Source organism: Streptococcus sp. D7B5 (genome assembly GCF_029691405.1).
Classification (GTDB): Bacteria; Bacillota; Bacilli; order Lactobacillales; family Streptococcaceae; genus Streptococcus.
In genome coordinates this window covers 1,761,504-1,782,397 of record NZ_CP121467.1, presented here as the reverse complement: position 1 = coordinate 1,782,397, position 20,894 = coordinate 1,761,504, and the positions used below count along the sequence as shown (strand labels likewise).

Annotated in this window: 13 protein-coding genes; 3 read left to right on the top strand and 10 right to left on the bottom strand. The window is 41.1% G+C overall.

The genetic code is table 11. The features are described 5' to 3' along the window. Positions 1–15: 15 nt before the first annotated feature. Together P8P68_RS08685 and P8P68_RS08680 are read right to left on the bottom strand one after the other, a co-directional pair. Entirely contained in the window at positions 16–1,983 is a 1,968-nt protein-coding gene (locus P8P68_RS08685) for a peptide ABC transporter substrate-binding protein (RefSeq protein WP_084945100.1), read from the bottom strand. Positions 1,984–2,152: 169 nt separating this feature from the next. Next, on the bottom strand, positions 2,153–3,763 hold the full coding sequence (locus P8P68_RS08680) for an alpha-glucosidase (RefSeq protein WP_278275875.1): 1,611 nt from the start codon (positions 3,761–3,763) through the stop codon (positions 2,153–2,155). Positions 3,764–3,915: 152 nt separating this feature from the next. Here P8P68_RS08680 and P8P68_RS08675 point away from each other — a divergent pair, with 152 nt between their 5' ends. After that, entirely contained in the window at positions 3,916–5,400 is a 1,485-nt protein-coding gene (locus tag P8P68_RS08675) for a DUF1846 domain-containing protein (RefSeq protein ID WP_000743564.1), read from the top strand. A gap of 135 nt (positions 5,401–5,535) precedes the next feature. On the opposite strand, the gene P8P68_RS08670 is transcribed toward P8P68_RS08675, so the two are convergent. The 5 genes from P8P68_RS08670 to P8P68_RS08650 are packed head-to-tail and all read right to left on the bottom strand — an operon-like array spanning position 5,536 to position 9,464. Then, complete coding sequence (locus P8P68_RS08670) at positions 5,536–6,567, bottom strand: HAMP domain-containing sensor histidine kinase (RefSeq protein ID WP_278275874.1); 1,032 nt, start codon at positions 6,565–6,567, stop codon at positions 5,536–5,538. Next, positions 6,534–7,232, bottom strand: a complete 699-nt coding sequence (locus P8P68_RS08665) for a response regulator transcription factor (protein ID WP_084856625.1) — start codon at positions 7,230–7,232, stop codon at positions 6,534–6,536. Before P8P68_RS08665 ends, P8P68_RS08670 begins: the two co-directional genes overlap by 34 nt. Before the next feature lie 12 nt (positions 7,233–7,244). Then, positions 7,245–7,967 carry a lantibiotic ABC transporter permease gene (locus P8P68_RS08660; RefSeq protein ID WP_278275873.1) on the bottom strand — a complete coding sequence of 241 codons (723 nt, stop codon included), beginning with the start codon at positions 7,965–7,967 and terminating at the stop codon, positions 7,245–7,247. Continuing rightward, complete coding sequence (locus P8P68_RS08655; protein ID WP_042902878.1) at positions 7,967–8,755, bottom strand: ABC transporter permease; 789 nt, start codon at positions 8,753–8,755, stop codon at positions 7,967–7,969. Before P8P68_RS08655 ends, P8P68_RS08660 begins: the two co-directional genes overlap by 1 nt. 1 nt (position 8,756) lies before the next feature. Then, positions 8,757–9,464: an ATP-binding cassette domain-containing protein gene (locus P8P68_RS08650; RefSeq protein ID WP_000400161.1), complete on the bottom strand. Its 708-nt coding sequence runs from the start codon at positions 9,462–9,464 to the stop codon at positions 8,757–8,759. A 283-nt stretch (positions 9,465–9,747) separates the two neighbouring features. On the opposite strand from P8P68_RS08650, the gene P8P68_RS08645 reads away from it, so the two are divergent. Continuing rightward, on the top strand, positions 9,748–10,230 hold the full coding sequence (locus P8P68_RS08645; protein WP_000032544.1) for an S-ribosylhomocysteine lyase: 483 nt from the start codon (positions 9,748–9,750) through the stop codon (positions 10,228–10,230). Between the two features lie 59 nt (positions 10,231–10,289). On the opposite strand, the gene P8P68_RS08640 is transcribed toward P8P68_RS08645, so the two are convergent. From P8P68_RS08640 to pflB, 3 genes are all read right to left on the bottom strand, one after another. Further along, the gene (locus P8P68_RS08640) at positions 10,290–12,395 is read right to left on the bottom strand and encodes an ATP-dependent Clp protease ATP-binding subunit (RefSeq protein WP_001063368.1); all 2,106 of its coding nucleotides are present in this window, start codon (positions 12,393–12,395) and stop codon (positions 10,290–10,292) included. Between the two features lie 453 nt (positions 12,396–12,848). Next, complete coding sequence (locus tag P8P68_RS08635; protein WP_278275872.1) at positions 12,849–16,943, bottom strand: FctA domain-containing protein; 4,095 nt, start codon at positions 16,941–16,943, stop codon at positions 12,849–12,851. A gap of 320 nt (positions 16,944–17,263) precedes the next feature. Further along, a complete protein-coding gene (gene pflB / locus P8P68_RS08630) occupies positions 17,264–19,579 on the bottom strand; it encodes a formate C-acetyltransferase (RefSeq protein WP_000260621.1) in 2,316 nt (771 codons plus the stop codon). A 232-nt stretch (positions 19,580–19,811) separates the two neighbouring features. On the opposite strand from pflB, the gene dinB reads away from it, so the two are divergent. Next, positions 19,812–20,873 (top strand): DNA polymerase IV, encoded by a 1,062-nt coding sequence (gene dinB / locus P8P68_RS08625; RefSeq protein ID WP_042902880.1) that lies wholly within the window; start codon positions 19,812–19,814, stop codon positions 20,871–20,873. Positions 20,874–20,894 lie beyond the last annotated feature (21 nt).

Below are 20,894 nucleotides of genomic sequence, written 5' to 3'. Positions count from 1 at the left end.
TTGTCTATTTATAGATTACTTGACGTGTTTTTCAAGTTCTTTTTGGTATTTGGCATTTGTCTCGATTTTTTCTTGTTGCCATTTCTTGAAGGCTTCTTCGTATTCTTTTGCAGTCACAACGTCATTTTGCAACTCCAAACCTTTGAACACAAATGGGTCTCCCTTGATCCCGACTTGAGAGTAAGCTTTTGTAAATGGTACAGTACGGCTAACCGTTGGAGAACCACCTGAAGAAGCAACTGGGATTAAAAGTGAACTATCCGATACCCAAGCTTGAGCTTTAGCATATTTTTCATAACGCTTGTTAAGGTCGCTTGTTTCAGCTGCAGCGTCATCCAAGAGTTTCTTGTATTCGTCCAATCCAACTTGAGCCATCACTTCTGGATCATTTCCGCGCTTAATCCCCAAGTGTTTAAGGGCAGAACCCTTCTTAGCATCAAGGATGTTGAGGTAGGTAGCTGGGTCTTGATAGTCTGGCCCCCAACCAGTTCCGTTCAAGTCATAGTCTTTTTGGGATGGAACCTTGGCTTGAGATGTAATGCTCAATTTCTCATTATCGGTCATTTGAAGGACATCGACAATGACATTTTCAGTACCAAGTGATGATTCGATAGACTGCTTGAGTGAGTTGGTTTGTTGAACCGCGATTACATCTGTTTGTTCAACGGGGATATCCAAATGGATTGGGAAGGTAACACCCTTGGCTTGCAATTCTTCCTTGGCTTTAGCAAAGGCTGCCTTAGCTTTTTCAGGACTGTAAATCGTATCCTTGCCATCTGTAAGGGCTACATCTTTCCACTGGTCTCCATATGAAACGAGCTCTGCCTGTGCCAACTCTCCAAAGGTTTTTTCACCCACTTGAACGTAGTCATGAGGCACTAGGCTGTTACGGATAATCTTGTTCGCACCTTCTTCACCATTCAACTGAGCAGTATAAGAATGACGGTCAAGAGCAAAGTTCAGCGCCTGACGGAAGTTCTTGTTGAGAAGAGCTTCTTTCGTTGAAGTTTTTTGAGCCTCGTCTGTTTTGGCTGTTTTATTATAAGATTGGCGGTTTACGTTAACAGTGAGGTAGTAGCTTGTCGCTTCTTGTGGACTATAAACAATCTTATCGCCGTACTCTTGTTTAGTTGACTCAAAATTTGAACTTGTTGGGAAGAGACGAGCTGTTGTATAGGCACCTTGTGTAAAGCTACGAATCAAAGATTCTTGGTCTGATCCATCGTAGAAAGTTAGTTTAATATTGTCAATCTTGACATTGTCCTTATCCCAGTAGTTTGGATTCTTTTCATATTCGATGACTGATTTTGAAGTCAATGATTTCAAGAAATAAGGACCATTATATAGGATACCTGATGGGGTTGGTGCACCGTAGTCGCTCCCTTTAGAATTCAAAAATTCTTCATTAACTGGCAGCATGGTTGCAGTTGTGACCTTAGAGTTCCAGAAACTTTCTGGTTTGTTGAGCGTGTATTCTACCGTGTAATCATCAACAGCCTTAACTCCTACGGTAGAGAAATCATTGCTCTCACCACTAACATACTCTGCCAAACCTTTGATAGAATCCTGAATCAAAGAAAGACCATCTGATTTTCCGTCAGCAGCATGTTTAAGCCCAGTAACAAAGTCTTTGGCCTTAACTTCAGCGTATTCTTCTCCATCAGAAGTATACCATTTTACACCCTTACGAAGTTTGTAGGTGTAAGTCAAACCATCCTTTGAAACAGACCAGTCTTCTGCAAGTGATGGAATTAAGTTCCCATACTTATCATTTTCCAAAAGACCATCAACAACGTTTGCTATAACGTCAGAGGTTGAGCTCTTGCTCGTCACACTATAATCCAAAGAAGATGGATCCATAGCGTAGACATAAGAGAAAGTCTTGGGAGCATCCGCTTTCTTTTCACTTTGCCCACAAGCAGTTAACAGTATGGCTGCACTCAAAACAGCACCTGCTCCTAAGAGCCACTTTTTCGATTTCATAAGTAATCTCCTTAAAGATAGTGTTTTCACCATTATACCCTATTTTTTCATAAAAGCAAGGACTTTAGCCAGATTTTTTAGAAAATTCTAACAAATATTTTTTAGAGGCTTTTCTATATATTTTTTAGTAAAAGAACCCCAAGCATCAAAGGCTTGAGGTTCACTTATTTTAATCCGTTAGTTCCACACAGAAGGCATCCCATGGAGCCAAGGTTTGTTTTTCAACTGCTTCTTTAGCAGTAGTGTTTTCAATCAAGATTGACTTAACTCTTCCTTCTACTGAAAAGTTTTGTTTTTCATTGGACAAGTTAGCCACAACTAGGAAACGACGGTCACCGTCCTTACGGATATAAGCAAAGATCTTGTCAGCTGTATCAAGCAATTCAAAGTCAGCTCGAATCAGCCAGCTGTTCTCCTTACGGATTTGCACGAGTTTTTGATAAGTATAGAAAATCGAATCTGGGTTTGCTAGTGCTTCTTGAACGTTGATTTCTTGATAGTTTGGATTAACTGCCAACCAAGGTTGACCTGTTGAGAAGCCAGCGTTGTTGCTCTCGTCCCATTGCATCGGGGTACGGGCATTATCACGTCCGATGACACGGATACTGTCCATAATTTCCTCGAGCGGAACACCTTTTTCAAGAGCTTCACGCGCATAGTTGAGGGATTCAATATCTTCTACTTGGTCCAGTGTTTCAAAAGGATAGTTGGTCATTCCAATCTCTTCACCCTGATAGATATAAGGCGTCCCTCTCATGAGATGAAGCAAAATCGCAAAGGCTTTAGCAGATTTTTCACGGTATTCTTGCTCATTTCCCCAGATAGAGACGATGCGAGGAAGGTCATGATTGTTCCAGAAGAGGGAATTCCAGCCGTCTTCAACTCCTAACTCTGTCTGCCATTTGTTGAAGATTTCTTTCAACTTCCCTACATTTAACTCTTTTTGGTAGTGCCACTTAGGTTGCCCTTCTTGATATTGAAGACAGATGTGTTCAAACTGGAAGACCATAGACAATTCTTGTCCCTTTGGATCAGAGTAGAATTTGGCAATCTCTGGCGTTGCCCCCCATGTTTCCCCTACTGTCAAAAGATCTTTGTCGCCAAAGGTCGCCTGATTCATTTCCTTGAGATAGGGATGGAGCATAGGACCATTATTCACTACCTTCTCATCAGGAATTTTCCCAATCATGTCAATGACATCCATACGGAAACCACCAATACCTTTATCAATCCAGAAGTTCATCATCTCATAGATTTTCTGACGAAGTTTTTCATTCTCCCAGTTGAGATCCGGCTGTTTCTTACTGAAAAAGTGGAGATAGTATTGACCCGACTTTTCATCGTATTCCCAAGCAGACCCACTAAAGATAGACTCCAAATCATTGGGCTCATCTCGCCAGATATAGTAGTCACGCTCAGGGCTATCAGGATTCTCACAAGCCTTGACAAACCATGCGTGTTCATCTGAGGTATGATTGACTACCAAGTCCATGATAATTCGAATATCACGCTTCTTAGCTTCTGCGATGAATTGGTCCATATCCTCCATGGTTCCGAAAATAGCTGCAATCGCTTGATAATCAGCAATATCATAACCATTATCATCCATAGGACTATCATAAACAGGAGAAAGCCAAATCGCTGTGATTCCTAACTTAGCTAGATAGTCTAACTTACTAGTAATTCCTGGCAAATCGCCAATTCCATCTCCGTTGCTGTCCATAAAACTCTTGGGATAGACTTGATAGACTACGGCATTGTGCCACCATTTTTCTTGCATCTTCTTACCTCATTATTTTAATAATCTATAGTCTATGATAGCGCTTTTTCAAACTTAGTGCAAGCGTTTGCCTAATCTTTTTGATTTCTTTTTTGACTCCGTAGTTTCCTATCTTCCAATTTTTTATTATAATAGAGGTCAGAGGTAAAAAAATGAAAAAACAAGCTTTTAGTTCTGAACAATATTTGAATCTACAGCGCGACCACATTTTGGAGCGCATTAACCAATTTGACGGCAAGCTCTACTTGGAGTTTGGTGGCAAAATGTTAGAAGATTTCCACGCTGCTCGCGTTCTTCCTGGTTATGAGCCTGACAATAAAATCAAGCTCTTGCAAGAATTGAAAGAGAAGGTTGAAGTTGTGATCGCCATTAACGCAAGCAATATCGAACATTCTAAAGCGCGTGGTGACCTAGGCATTTCTTATGACCAAGAAGTTCTTCGTTTGATTGACAAATTCAATGAGCTGGGAATTTTTGTTGGTTCGGTTGTCATCACACAATACGCTGGACAACCCGCTGCAGATGCCTTCCGCAACCAGTTAGATAAAAACGGGATTGATTCTTATCTTCATTATCCGATCAAAGGATATCCGACCGATATGGACCACATCATTTCTCCTGAAGGTATGGGGAAAAACGACTACATCAAAACCAGTCGTAACTTGATCGTCGTGACAGCTCCTGGACCTGGTTCTGGAAAATTGGCAACTTGTATGTCCAATATGTACCATGACCAACTCAATGGCATCAAGTCTGGTTACGCTAAGTTTGAAACCTTCCCAGTTTGGAACCTACCCCTTCATCATCCAGTCAACTTGGCCTACGAGGCTGCAACCGCAGACCTTGATGATGTTAATATGATTGACCCTTTCCATCTCCAAACCTACGGAGAAACCACTGTCAATTACAACCGTGATATCGAAATTTTCCCAGTGCTCAAGCGTATGTTGGAACGTATCCTAGGTGAATCTCCATACGCTTCACCAACAGACATGGGTGTCAACATGGTTGGCTTCGCTATTACTGATAATGAATCTGCTATCGAAGCTTCTAAACAAGAAATCATCCGTCGCTACTACCAGACTGTTCTTGATTTTAAAGCTGAAAAAGTCGGAGAAACTGCTGTCAAGAAAATTGAACTTCTCATGAACGACCTCGGTATCACACCTGCAGACCGTAAGGTTGCTGTCGCTGCACGCCAAAAAGCAGAAGAAACTGGTGGGCCTGCCCTTGCTCTCGAATTGCCAAATGGGGAAATCGTCACTGGCAAGAACTCTGAACTCTTTGGTCCTACAGCTGCAGCCTTGATCAATGCCATCAAAAAATCAGCTAACATCGCTAAGGAAGTAAAATTAATCGAACCTGAAGTCGTCAAACCAATTCAAGGTCTTAAAATCAATCATCTCGGTAGTCGCAATCCTCGCCTCCACTCAAATGAAATCCTGATTGCACTTGCAATCACAGCTATGGAAAATCCTGACGCTGCGCGTGCCATGGAGGAACTTGGGAATCTCAAAGGAAGCGAAGCCCACTCAACCATCATTTTGACCGATGAAGACAAGAATGTCCTTCGCAAACTAGGTATCAACGTAACCTTTGACCCTTACTACCAATACGATCGCTTGTATCGCAAATAAATAAACAAGGCTGGACAAAAACTCCATTTGAGAGAAAAATCCAGTAAATCTTTACATAATAAAAAAAATCAAACGCATAATATCAAGTCTTTTGGACACTTGGTATTATGCGTTTTTATGATTTTCCATTCTCATTTATTTCAATGAAATTGTCAACTCGACAGAGGCTCCTCCTTGGTCTAGATTGATCAGGGTCAGACGACCACCATGCAAGAGAGCTACCTGCTTAGAAAAGGCTAAGCCGATACCATGATGGGGATTAGTTGAATTGCGGCTTTGGTCACTCTGGTAAAAGAGCAGTTCTGCTCCCAGCAGCATCTCCTCAGAAAATGCAGGGCCATTGTTCCAGATAGCAAAAACCAACTGGTCCTGCTGCACTGATACCGTTAGCTTGACTTCCTTTTGGTCCTGATTAGCATGTTCAAGCGCATTCAGTAAGATATTGAGCAAAGCCCGCTTGAGATAGTCCAAATGAATGGACAATCTCAAGCTAAGATCACAATCTTCTTGGAGATAAAAATGATAGCTTTCCTGTTTGCTGAACAGTGCCCAATCATCCTGTAGATAAGCCAAAAAATCCCCTAAGGAAAGCTGAATGAACTGATTAGAATCAATCTGAAAAGTCTTAGCGTAATCAATCAAAGAGCCACAATACTCTTCCATCTTGTGACTGGCCTGCAAAATCTCAGAAGCATAGTCTGCCTGTGGCTGGCCTAACTGCGCCAATTCCAAGAGTTCAGCATTCCCCTTAATTACAGTTAGGGGCGTCTTCAAATCGTGCGATGTCGCTGATAGCTGTAAAATCAACTCCTGATTATGCTGCTGCTCTCTTTCTAGAAGATGAGCATTTTCTTGGTGGCTGCTCCGTAAATCGCTATAAACTTCTAGCATTTCCTCAATCCGAAAAAGCTGACTTTGATTTTCTTCTAAAAGCTTCTCGCTCTTTAGCATTTTTATTTCCCTGTCGATTTTTCGGAGCAATTTCAAAATATGATAAAAAGTAATCAGCAGCAAGCTCCCTGCCCAGAAGAACAAGGTGAAAAGAACGTAATCACTTCCTTGCGTAAATTCATAGCCTATAAGCACAAAAATCAAAACATGAAAAAAGACGATTTTCAAGCTAGTTGTCCAGACTAGGCTTTTGAAATTTCGGGTTCTAATTGCCATCTATAGCCTACTCCTCTCACTGTTGCGATTGCTTGCAGACCTTCTTGTTTGCATTTTTGGCGAATCTGATATACGTATTCTGAGATAGAGCGAAGCTGTGTTTCTGAGCTTTCTGGGTAAAGCAAGGTATGCAGGCGTTCAGCTGAAAAGGTCTGCTTGGGATTGCTAGCTAGTAAATGTAGCAACTTAAACTCTCGCTCTGAAAATTTCAAGACTTTACCAAAACAGGCAACTTCATAGAGCTCTGGATAAAATTGACAAGAAGCAATTTCGGAATAGCGCTCCTCCCGTCTTTCCTCCCGCCGAAGATGAGCTCTGACACGCGCCAGCAATTCTTTGGTCCCAAAAGGTTTGACAATATAGTCATCTGCTCCGCGAAAGAGCCCTTCCACCTTGTCCGCCTCTAACTCCTTAGCCGTCAGAAAGATAATTGGACACGAAAGATGAGGACGAATGTAGGAACACAGCTCAAAACCATTAACAGGCGCCATCATCACATCTAGCAGAATCAAATCATATCCTACAAAATCCGTCAGCTCTAGCTCTTCTATCCGATCAAGCGTCGTCACGTCATAAGCATCGAGCTCTAGGACGTTTTTCACCAGCTTTAAAATGCTCCGGTCGTCATCAACCACCAAAATACGATACTGTCTCATGATTTCCATTATAGCATACCTCTAGCGAACATCTCGTTTCAAGGTCAAGAATATAGCAGAGCTCCAAATCAAAGCTAGCCAGAACAGCTGTATTCCCAACCCTGATAGATCTATTGAATGCTGAAGCCCTTCAAACTCAAAAAGATTTAGCGTAGCCAGATCGGGCAGGTACTTTGCTTCTTTGATAAAAGTTGCCAATAAACGGCTAAGACCAATCAAGAGAGGAAATAGCACCGACACCGGCACAACCCAAGATTGAAAGAGCAAAGCGAGGCCGGCAGTTAAAAAAGCCAGAAAAAGATTGCTAAAAAGACCAAAAGAGCTGTAATAAAGGAATTTCCCCAGTAAGGACCAGCTAAAGTCTAGGTCAAATCGAGCCAGCATAACAAAGAAACAGCTGCCTATCATGACACTGTAGAAAACCAAGAGCAGAACGGCCAGAAAAAGGAATTTCCCAGCCAACCAAGCCTTTCTATTTGATACGGTTAGAAAATTCGTTCGCATCCCAGACTTGACAAACTCCTGGGCAAAATAGAGAGAAGTGAAGATGACGATGACAGGCTGCGCCAGATAGAGGGCATGCAAAACCTCGCTCAGAGCCTTCGTCTGACCAACTGCTGTCTGACTATAGTCAAGATTCATCAGGAAAAAAGGAACGACTACCAGAACCACCAAGGCTGCAGCAAGAGCGAGATAGTAAGAACGGAACTTAATCCATTCACTTCTAAGCAGAGCTTTTATCATCAGTATCGCCCTCCTAAATCCGTCTTCAAAAAGCGCAGAGAAGCCATGCCGCCGATGACTAGCAGCCATACGCTTAGTATCAAGAGTCCTTGCAAGGGATTGTTGGCATATTGGGAAGTTGGCGTTGCCGCAAACAACTCTCCTGCTGGTTGTGGCAGATAAGCTCCCCAACTCGTGTGAGCAGCTAGGTAGTTTCCCAGATTATAGATCTGGGGTACGAGAAATAGCAGAGAAACTAGCATGGTCCGAGCCAATAAACCTAACAAAAATGAAAGGATCCCCAAGAGGGTTAGAGATAAGGTTTTCCACAAAATCAAACTCCAAGCTGCCTGATTGAGCAAAATCGGATCAAGCCCTTCCTTTCCTAAAGCCAGATGCATGACCATATAGCTCAAATAAATGGATAACAAGCTAATGATGAGTGAAAACAAACCAAAGGTCAATATTTTCCCCATAAGTAGCTTCAAGCGGTTATTACAAGCCAATAGACTGGTTCGCAAGCTATGAGACTGAAATTCCATAGCTCCCAAAATTCCAGCTAAAATGACCAAAACCATGACCGCCATAGAAGCGCCATTAAGACCTAGATATTCAAGCGGATCAATGGCGTTTATCAGATTAGGAACCGTCTCAGGTGTAGCATCCAAGCCGATAGACAGATATTGTCGGCCCTCCAACCAGGATACGACAGGCACCAATAGTAGCATGAAGGCCACACTCACTTTGAAAGCCTTGATTGATCGGATTTTCAACCATTCTGAATGCAATAAGGACATCGTCTCTTTCATCTTAAACCTCCTCTGTTAAGTCGAAGAAGAGCTCTTCTAAACTATCTGTTCCTTGTAATACATCTTCTAGCGTTCCCTGTTCGATAATTTGCCCATGATGAATCAAGACTACATCATCTGTTACCATTTGTACCTCAGACAGGATATGAGAGGATAGAAGGACGGTTTTCCCAAAATCAGCCTGCTGGCGAATGAACCTTCTAAACCACTTAATCCCACTTGGATCTAGTCCATTAGTCGGCTCATCTAATATAAGAAACTGAGGATCACCTAGTAAAGCTACTGCCAACCCCAGGCGCTGCCCCTCTCCTAGAGACAGGCTTGATAAGAAATCCTTTTTCTTATGAGCGATCCCAGTCATATCCAATACCTCATCAATCCGAAACTTCGGAATAGCATTACTTGCAGCAATAATATGCAGATGGTCGTAAACCTTTCTATTTGGCAGACCTCCAATACCGTCAAAAGCTGCACCTACTGTTTTGAGAGGATAAATCATTGACTGATAGGTTTGTCCATCAAAAGTCGCAGTTCCTGCTGTCGCCCGATCTAAGCCCAAGAGAATCCTCAAGGTCGAGCTTTTTCCTGCACCATTATGTCCTAGAAAAGCCGTAATGCGACCACTCCTAGCTGTAAAAGAAATATCCTTTAAAATTTGCTTGTCTCCATATTTTTTAGAAACACGATCAATTTTTACAATATGTTCCATACTGAACTCCTTTATCTTTATTTTCTCCAGTATACCCAATCTAGTTCAGAATTAGTTCAGAGATTAAACAGAAATTTCAGAAAAAGTTGATCCACTTTTCAAAAGTCACCTGAGTTCCACTAGAAAAACTAAACTTTTCTTTCACAAGGTATTCTTCTCTCCATTCTTTCTTTATAATTCTGAGGTTTATGTATAGAGACTTTATTATAAAAAGTCATTTATCAAACTCCATCAACAGCACCCTTTATGTTATAATGAAAGAAGAAAACTGAAAGGATTTACCATGTCAAAAGAAGTTATTGTTGAAAGTTTTGAACTTGACCACACCATTGTTAAAGCACCTTATGTTCGCTTGATTGGGGAAGAAACGGGGCCAAAGGGAGACATCATCTCCAACTTTGATATTCGCTTGGTACAGCCAAATGAAGACTCTATCCCTACTGCTGGGCTTCACACTATCGAACACCTCTTGGCCAAACTCATCCGTACCCGAATTGACGGCATGATTGACTGTTCACCATTTGGTTGTCGCACAGGCTTCCACATGATTATGTGGGGTCGCCATACCAGTGCTGAAATTGCAGCTGTTATCAAGGATTCGCTCAAGGAAATTGCTGAAACCACTACTTGGGAAGATGTCCCTGGAACAACCATCGAATCTTGCGGAAACTACAAGGACCACAGCCTCTTTTCTGCTAAAGAATGGGCAAAACTCATCCTGGAACAAGGAATCTCAGATGATGCCTTTGAGCGCCATGTCATCTAAACACAAAAAGGAACCAGCTTTTAGCTAGTTCCTTCTTTTTTTATTCTCAAAATCTTGAGTTAGGCTTTTTCACGAATAACCAAAACGCCATCTTCCATATCTGCTTCCAAATGTTTAGCATCTAGATGATCCAAGTGGAAGTCCGTCACCTTATCACGAATTTGTTGTTCAACCACGCGACGGAGAGGACGAACACCCATAACTTCGTCATAGCCTTCTTCTGTGATAAAGTCCTTAGCTGCTTGGCTGACTTCCAAATCAATGTCTTTCTTAGCCAAGGTTTGGTTGACTTCAGCCAACATCAAGTCCACAATCTTAGAAAGGTCTTCCTTATTCAAGTGTGAGAACTCGATAACTGCGTTAAAGCGGTTAAGGAATTCTGGACGGAAGTATGGTTTCAAACGATCCATTAATTCTGGTTTATCTGCATCTTCTGTCAAGTTAGCTTCATAGCCAAATCCAGCATTTGATGTCGCGATAATGACCGTGTTCTTGAAGTTCACTGTATTTCCTTGACCATCAGTCAAACGACCGTCATCCAAGACCTGAAGGAGAAGGGTGATTACTTGAGGATCCGCCTTTTCAATTTCGTCCAAGAGAATGATAGAGTAAGGATTACGACGAACACGTTCTGTCAAAGTATTGCTATTGTCATCATAACCCACATAACCTGCTGTTGTACCGATTAACTTAGATACAGCTGTGCGGTCACTGTATTCAGACATATCCAAACGAATGATAGCATCCTTAGTTCCAAACATATCCAGTGCCAATTGCTTAGCGAGCTCGGTCTTACCAACCCCAGTTGGACCTACAAAGAGGAAGCTACCGATTGGGCGATTGCCTTCATCAAAACCAGCACGGTTACGACGAATAGCACGAGCCACTGCTTCTACTGCCTTATCTTGGCCGATAACCTTGTGTTCCAAACGATGAGCCATATCTTTTAGGCGTTCGATATCAGATGCCCCCATTTGAGAAACTGGGATACCAGTCATACGCTCTACGGACTCGGCCACATCATTGACAGTGGCAGTCACTTTCATGTCTTCTGTGTGGTTTTCGACTTTTTTCTCTAATTCTGCAATGCGAGTTTTAGCATTGAGAGCTGCTTCAAAGTCTTCTGCCTCAACTGCTTTTTCTTGCTTGTCTTTTTCTGCCTCAATTTCCCGTTCAACAGCATGCACATCTGTTACAGGATGTTGAGCTGCCAAGTGAGCAGCCGTTACGTCTACAAGGTCAATAGCCTTATCTGGCAAGCTACGTTGAGGAATGTATTGGATAGAATAATCCACTGCTGCTTTCAAGACTTCGTCTGGCAAGATGACATTGTGGTGTTGTTGATAGAGGTCACGAATCCCTTGAAGGATTTTAAAGGTATCCTCTGCTGAAGGAGCATTGACCTTGACTTCGTTGAAACGACGAGCAAGAGCTGCATTTTTCAAGATGGTGTTACGGTATTCGTCTTGAGTTGTCGCTCCAATAACGGTCAATTCACCACGAGAGAGAGCTGGCTTGAGAATGTCCGCAAGCCCTTTAGAACCACTGTCTCCTCCGATTGAGCCAGCGCCAAGGATTTGGTGAATTTCATCAAAGAAGAGGATAATATTCCCTGCTTCTTTTACTTCATTGACTAGATTTTGAACGTTTTCTTCAAAGCTACCACGGTATTGAGTACCAGCCTCAAGACCTGAGATATCAATAGAAATAATTTCCTTGTTCTTGATGGCAGCCGGAACATCTCCATTCACAATCGCTTGTGCTAGACCTTCTACAACGGCTGTCTTACCAACACCTGCATCTCCGACCAGAACAGGATTATTTTTCGTACGACGTGAGAGGATTTCAGATGTTTCTTGAATTTCCTTGTTTCGTCCGATAACAGGATCCAACTTGCCCTCACGAGCTTCTGCGGTCAAGTTACGACCTAGTTTAGCAAGGACACCGTCTTGTTTCATACCTGAAGCGTGTTGTTGCATTTGCACATCAGATTCTGCATTTCCTGGCAATTGACCAGTTGCACGATAGTGAGCAAATTCCTCAGGTGTCACTTCACGTCCATTAATCAAGTAGCGACGATTTTCAGAACTATATCCTCGCATACCTCCCATCAATTGGTTAAATAAATCATCCATGTTGTTAAAGTTATTAAAGTTGTTGTTCATATTCTTTACCTCGTTTATTCTTAATTATATGCGATCTCTGATATTGACTATCTTTGACCTTTGTTTTAAAAATTTTAGACTAGCTAACTAGCTACCCTACGTATAATTTCTGGTTTTTCTTTCTTAAATAAGCCTTTTATCATCTTCTTTTCAAAATCTGTTAGATTTAACATAGGCCTCACCCCTTTCTAGGGTATCTATCATACATTTTCAAGAAATAGGATCATTGAAAATGAAGTTTTCTAAGGAATTCATTTTCCTTATGTTTCTACTATACCACTTTAGTCAGTAAAAGTCAATAACTTTTTGACCAAATTTGACTATTTTTTTAAAAAATTTTTTGAAGTACAAAAAAAGCCCCTAGAAAACGAATTTTCTAGAGACTTCCTCTATCAAGTTTAAGAGAGAAGAAATATTCTCACTTACCAAGTTTCATGTTTCTTCTACAAAAGCTTAAGCTTTGCGTTTTACGAAGAATACCAATCCACTCAATGCCAAGACTACAAATCCAAGCGCAGAAAGGACAGAGGTTGCTTCCCCTGTGTTTGGAAGTTCAGCTTTACCTTTAGTCTCAGTAGCTGGAGGTGCTGGTTTTGGATCCTCTTTTTGTCCTGGATCAGTCGGTTCTGTTCCTGGAGTTGGATTTGTTCCTGGATTATTTGGCGCTGGATCTGGCGTTGGTGCTGGATCTGGCGTTGTTCCTGGATTATTTGGAGCTGGATTTGGTGTTGGTGCTGGATTTGGTTCTGGTGTTGGTGTTGGAACAGTGTATTTATTTGTAAATACAACTGCTTTACCATCTGCATATGAGACAGTCGCAGTCAAGAGACCTTGACCATCCGCAACTACTGTTACTGTTACAGTATGCTCAGTCTTATCGTATTCAATACCCTCTTCAGTACCAACTTTTTCAACCAAGGTATAAGTGTAAGTACCTGCTTCTTCGAATGAACGAACAAAGGCTACTTTACCTTCGGCAGTATTCTTAGCTGTAGCTACAACGGCACCTTTCTCTTTCAATTCGAAAGTATAAGCGTCTGTCGCAAGTTCTTTACCTTCAAGTTTCTTAGTTGCTTCAATCGTAGCTTCTACTACTGGTGCTTTGAAGCTATTCTTGAAGACATTACCTGCTGGATATTCAACAGCTGCCTTCAAAGCGTTGGTTGCTGCATCTTTGGTTACTTTTACCACCGCAGTCTTTTCTGTATCATAAGTAATACCAGTTGCTCCAGCATTCACTTCTTTTACAGTATAAGTATACTCACCTTCTGCATCATAGTTGATTGCATTAAATGTTACTTTTCCACCTTGGTTTGTTTTTGTATCAATTTTTTGTCCATCTTTGTACAATTCAAATTGGAACTCACCATCAACCAAAGTACGACCAGTCAATTCTTTCGTAAATTCAAGTGTTGCTGATGTAGCTGTTGGCGCCGGTGGAACTGGTGCTGTATAAGTATTTGTGAAGACCCGTTCTGTATCCGCATCTTCTACAGTCGCAACCAATTGGCCTTTACCATCATCCGCAACAGTGACGAACACTTCATACGCATTTTGATCATAAGTGATTGTTTTATCGTCACCAGCTTTTTCAGTAATAGTGTAAGCGTAATCGCCTGCTGCTGAGAAAGTGACGTTGAAGACAACTTCTCCTGAGGCAGTATTCTTAGCCGTAGCTACAAGGTCTGAACCTTCTTTCAGTTCAAATGTGTAAGCATCAGCTTCAAGCGCTTTACCTTTCAAGACTTTCTTAGCTTTGATTGTAGCTTGTGCAGGTTCTGCTTTATAGTCATTAACGAAGACCGGTGTTTCACTTGTAACTGTCGCGACAAGTTGACCTGAGCCATTATCTTTCACTTCTACAGTTACTGGATGTTCTGTTTTATCATAAGTTACACCAAGTTTATTGCCAACCTTTTCTGTAATAGTATAGTTATATACTCCTGCTGTTGAATAGCTAATTTCAGAAAAACGAATCAATCCGCCAGCAGCATTCTTTGCTGTCGCAACAACCTTGTCACCCTCTTTCAGTTCAAACTCAAACTCATCTATCTCCAGCTCTTTACCATTCAAAACTTTTTTAGCTTCAATAGCAATTTTTGCTGGAGCTGCTTTATAAGTGTTGGTGAAGGTTGGGTTGTTACCTGTAACAGCTGCCTCAAGTTGTCCTTGACCGTTATCTGTAACGTTTACCTTAACTTCGTGTTTAGCAGTATCGTATGTCACACCTTTTTCACTACCTGCTTTTTCTGAGATAGTGTAAGTGTGGTCGCCTGCTTCATTGTATTCGATTTCTTTGAAAGTAACAGTACCGTCTGCAGCGTTTTTAGCTGTCGCAACGACTTTGTCACCTTCTTTAAGCTCGAATTCGTATTTATCAGCTTCGAGGGCTTTACCATCCAAGACTTTAGTAGCTGTGATCGTTGCACTTGTTTTAGCTGCTTTATAGGTGTTGGTGAAGGTTGGGTTGTTACCTGTAACAGTTGCAACAAGTTGACCTTGGCCGTTATCTGTAACTTTTACCTTAACTTCGTGTTTAACAGTATCGTATGTCACACCTTTTTCACTACCTGCTTTTTCAGTGATAGTGTAAGTGTAATCACCTGCTGTTTCGAACTCAATTTCTTTGAAAGTAACGGTGCCGTCTGCAGCGTTTTTAGCTGTCGCAACGACTTCTTCACCTTTTTTAAGTTCGAATTCGTATTTATCAGCTTCAAGTTCTTTACCGTTCAAGACTTTCTTAGCTGTGATAGTTTCTTTAGCTGGAGTTACTTTATAAGTGTTAGTGAAAGTTGGTTCTGCAGATGTGACAGTTGCTGTTAAAACTCCACTTTGGAAAGTTGCTGCTACAGTAACTTCCTTGGCTTCTGTATCAAATGTAACGCCTGCAACTGCTGTTGAAGTGTCCTCTTTGATGATGTAGTGATAAGTTCCCGCACCTTTTACTTGGAGATTCTCAAAGGTAATAGTTCCATCAGCTTTTGATTTTGCTGTGGCTACAGGGTCCTTCAAGTTCTCTGCAGAAAATAGGTTAAAGGTAAACTCATCCGCTTTTGGAAGTTTATCTGTACGTCCTTCTACTACTTTCTTAGCCGTCACATTGAATACAGCTGGAACAGGTTCATCTTTAAGATGAATAGTAGAACCCGCAGCACCGAGTTTAACTGTATACTCTTTTTCATCTAGTTTATAACCTGCTGGGGCAGTCTTCTCTTTGATCTTAAACGTTTTACCTTCCCATTTCTGATCATAAGTTTTCGTAAGCGCTACTCCTTTTTCATTCGTAGTCACTTCTGTTGTTTCACTTGCATCATCTGCTGCTGTCACAGTATATACCGCACCCGAAACCGGAGCAAGAGTGAAGGCATCAGTCTTATGAATCTTAATTTGGTAAGCAGTAGATGCTACAATCGTTCCAGAAATCAAAGACGTCGCCTCAGCTGTCATATCAAGTGCTCCCGGACGACTTGTATTCTGTGCTAATTTAGTCCCGTCAGCCAATGACAGAGCAACCCTATTTCCTACTTTACTTCCATCATTAGGAGTTGTTGTGTTATAAGAGACTATATAAGAGGTCGTTCCATCTTTAAAAATGATATCAAATGAAGTATAGTTTTCGTTCCACGAAACGGTATAGTCTTGTCCCTCAGTTAACAAAACTGCATCATCTGGAACAGCAGAAGTCCCAACAGTGATATTTGCCTTATACACTTTTAGAGTCTCAGGAATATACTGTGCAGGAGTGTAACTAGTATCATCATTTGGTATAGTATCATGTAATACAATATTTTGTCCTAAGTCTTGTTTCTCTGTATTTACACGTACACGCCAGGTAGACCATGCATCTCCCTTGCTAACCGAACCAATCTCAGCCAGTTTTGGAGAGTTCCAACTTTCAAGGGCAGCACGACCCCCAATTTTAGCATAATTTTCAGTACCAACTTTGGGACCATCGATTGTTTTTGAGGAATAAATGTGAGTCACTTCTTGCTTCAATGAGGATGAATTAAAGTTAATACGGGTTTTATTCTGATCCTTTAAGAATCTAAAAGTAACAGAAAAATTCCCTGACACATCCTTTACCTTATCTCCACCAGTTTTCTCTAGATATTTATCCAAGTTTTTTAAGGTGATTTTTGCTTTCCCACCTTGATCAGTACCATTTGAAGTCACTTCTGCTTCTCCAATAGTAACTTTTGTTGTCGGATCAATTAAATCCTGACTCCCTTCATAAACTGCCATAGGAGCAGGTATATCAAAGGTAAAATAATCTCCATTATTCAGATGTTCATTATACTGTTTGAGATCAAAGGTCACGCGAAGCTTATATGCTAAATTCGTACGAAGCGAGAAATCTCCTTCTGAACTCACATTTTGCTTAGTGTCTGAAGCATCTAATAGATCGATGCCTGTAATTACTTGTGTCAATTCTTTTGAAACAGGATTATCTGCTTTAACAATCCCTACCAAAACAGATGCTAGAGCTAAAATAGCAAAAGTTAACGCAGAAAATTTAGAAAGCATGTTTAACGCTTTGCTTTTCGACATTTCTTCTCCTCTTTTCTATATGAAATTTTTATTTCTAATCTCCCTAAGAGATTACATCATACTATTTTGACAACCCCTATCACTAACTAGAGTTTATCTGATATATTATAACATTTCAATACAATCTATTCAAGTATATTAACTTAAAAATACACGTATTTGCACCATTCTATAACCTAGCCATTCAATTTTGAACTATTTATATCGGTAAACTGATATAAATAGCTTAATATATATTATATCTACAATTAGGCCAATCTTTGATATTATAGTAAAAAGCCAGTCATTTTGACTGGCTTTCTTTTCATTCTAATTGAATCTTAGCTCAATGCGTCATCCATTGAAAGAACTTCGTGGAAGACACGTTGTGTCAATTCAGTTTTTTGTTCTGGAGTGAGGTATTTAGTGTTTACACAGTATCCAGAGATACGTACGATAACGTCTTCACCTGACATAATCTTTTCGTAAACATCGTTCAAGTCCATAACGTTCAAGTTAACGTGTTGTCCACCGTTTTCGAAGTAACCATCAAGGATTGTTACCAAGTTATCAACTTGCTCGTCACGAGTCTTACCAAGAGCACGTGGAGAAACTTGAGTTGTCAATGAGATACCGTCAGCTGCGTAACCAAAGTCAAGGCTAGCAAGTGAGTTCAAGTTTTGCAACCATCCACCTTTAGCTTTGTTAGATGGGTTCGCACCTGGTGAGAAGAATTCAAGTTTAGACAAGTTCACAGAACCATCTTCGTTGAGGTATACACCTTTGTGGACTGGTGAGTTACCAGTTTGTTTAGAGTAAGCAACGTTAGATGTGATTGTCAAAAGTGATACAGTAGCTTCTGCGTCTTTGTATAGTTTGTGGCTACGTAGACGAGTTGTATAAGCTTCGATCAACCATTCTGCCAATTCGTTTGAACGTGGGTCATCTTCACCCCAACGTGGGTATTCACCGATTGTTTCGTAATCATAGATGTAGCCATTTTCGTCACGGATTGGTTTAACAGTAGCGTATTTAATCGCTGACAATGTATCAACAGTGTTAGCAAATCCACAGATACCGAATCCCATGTTAGCACGTTGTTTAGTTGGCAAGAAGGCCATTTGAACAGCTTCGTAGTTGTACTTGTCAGTCATGTAGTGGATGATGTTCAAAGCGTCTACGTAAGTGTCAGTCAACCAGTCAAGAGATTTTTCAAAGTTCGCTTTAACTGATTCAAATTCAAGAACTTCGTCACGGATAGGATCGATGTCAAATACTTTGTAGTCTTTGTGAACATCGTCGTAACCACCGTTCAAACCAGTAAGAAGAGCTTTAAGAACGTTTACACGAGCACCGAAGTACTGGATGTTGTGGCGTTGATCTTCGTTTTCTGGGTCAAGTGGTGACACACAGCATGAGATACAGCTCATTTCTCCGTATCCGTCTTTAGCCATTGTTGTTACACCTTCGTATTGGATAGAAGAGTGTTTGTGGCTCATGTGCATACAGTAGCGACGGAAGTTGTAAGGCAATTTGTCAGTCCAAAGAACTGTCAAGTTTGGTTCTGGTGAGTTACCGATGTTGTCAAGAGTGTTCAAGAAACGGTAGTCCATCTTAGTAACACGGTGACGACCGTCGTTACCCATACCAGCCATAGAAGTTGTGATGAAGGTTGGGTCACCTGAGTACAATTGGTCATAAGCTTTTGTACGAGCAAATTTAACTGTACGAAGTTTCATAACGAAATCATCAACGAACTCTTGGATTTCTGATTCAGTAAATGTACCGCGAGCAAGGTCACGTTCTGCAAAGATATCCAATACGATTGGCACACGTCCTAGAGATGTTGCAGCACCGTTGATAACACGGCAGACAGCCATGAAGGCGATGTTAACCCATTGGATTGCTTCTTTCGTGTTCATCGCTGGTTTGCGGACATCAACTCCGTAAAGGTCACCCAAGCGAACAACTTGTTGCAATGCTTGGTATTGAAGGTTTACTTCTTCACGAAGACGGATTGTTTCTTCATCAATTTCTTTGATCGCATTCCAGTCGTTTACTTTTTCTTGCATCAAGTAGTCTGCACCGTAAAGAGCAAGACGTGCGTAAACACCGATGATACGTCCACGTGAGTAGGCATCTGGAAGACCAGTTACAGTGTGAGCGTGACGAGCGCGACGAATGTTTGAAGTGTAGGCACGGAAGATACCGTCGTTAACTGTTGTTACGTATTTAGTGAAGATTTCGTGAACAGCTGGATCTGGTTCATATCCATTTTCCTTCAAAGTAGTTTCAGCCATACGGATACCACCTTTTGGCATGAAGTTCAATTTGAAGAGTTCATCGTTTTGGATACCGAAGATAACTTCATTTTCTTTGTCGATAAATCCAGCAGGAATATCAGCAATAGATGTTGGACGAGTGTCCATTGGGAAACGAGTTTCTTCGTAGTGTGCTTTTGTTTCTTCTACGATTTTTTTGATGTGAAGTGAACGTTCTGTTGGTCCAGCAAGGAAACTTTCATCTCCATCATAAGGTGTGTAGTTAGCTTGAACAAAGCGAGAAATACTTGCTTTTTCTTTCCAATCTACGCCTTTGAAGCCTTCCCAAGCTTTATCAAAAATGTCTTGTGCTTCAACAACTGTCTTAACAACCATGTTAATGTCCTCTTTTTTCTAGTAACAGTCATCTGTTACATTCTTGAGACAAGTATACCATACAGTAACCGATTTCAACAAGAGAAAATCGGCATTTTAGACGCTTTCTTTTATAATACAGTCTCTTTTTTGTTCTTATCTGTATTATATTTTTGAAAGTCAGGTTGAACTTTCCCATTTTTTCAGAAAAAAGGGTATAATAAATAGAAAATGACACTAGAAAGGGATTGGAATGCTCATATTTCCATTGATAAATGATCTGTCCAGAAAAATCATCCATATCGACATGGATGCCTTTTTTGCTGCGGTGGAAATCAGAGATAATCCCAAGTTAAAGGGCAAACCTGTTATCATCGGAAGTGATCCCAGACAAACAGGTGGTCGAGGTGTCGTTTCTACCTGTAGCTACGAGGCACGAGTTTTTGGTGTTCATTCAGCCATGAGTTCTAAAGAAGCTTATGAGCGCTGTCCCCAAGCTGTCTTTATCTCTGGAAATTATGAAAAGTATAAGACTGTGGGACTTGAGATTCGAGCTATTTTTAAACGCTACACTGATTTGATTGAACCTATGAGTATCGACGAGGCATACTTAGATGTGACGGAAAATAAACTCGGTATCAAGTCAGCCGTCAAAATAGCCCGCCTCATCCAAGAGGATATCTGGCAGGAACTACACCTGACCGCTTCTGCAGGCGTTTCCTACAATAAATTTCTAGCTAAAATGGCCAGTGATTATCAGAAGCCACATGGTTTGACAGTGATTCTACCTGACAAAGCCCAAGACTTTCTCAAACAAATGGACATTGCTAAATTTCATGGTGTAGGAAAGAAGACAGTAGAAAAGCTTCATGAAATGGGCATTTATACTGGTGCAGACTTATTGGATGTCTCAGAAGTTACTTTAATCGATCGCTTTGGCAGACTTGGTTATGATCTTTATCGAAAGGCTCGTGGTATTCACAATTCTCCAGTCAAGTCCAATCGCATCCGCAAATCAATCGGGAAGGAGAAAACCTATAGTAAGATTCTCCAGGATGAAGAAGATATCAAAAAAGAGCTGACTCTTCTCTCCGAAAAGGTAGCTCACAATCTCAGCAAGCAGGACAAAGCTGGAAAAATCATTATCCTAAAAATACGATATGCTGACTTCTCCACTCTGACTAGACGAAAAAGCCTCCCACAAGCTACACAGGACGCTAGTCAGATTTCTCAAACCGCCCTTCAACTCTACGAAGAGCTAGCTGAAAAAGAAAAAGGTATCCGTTTACTAGGAATTACGGTGACAGGATTTTAAAAAGCTTGAAGGAAACTTCCC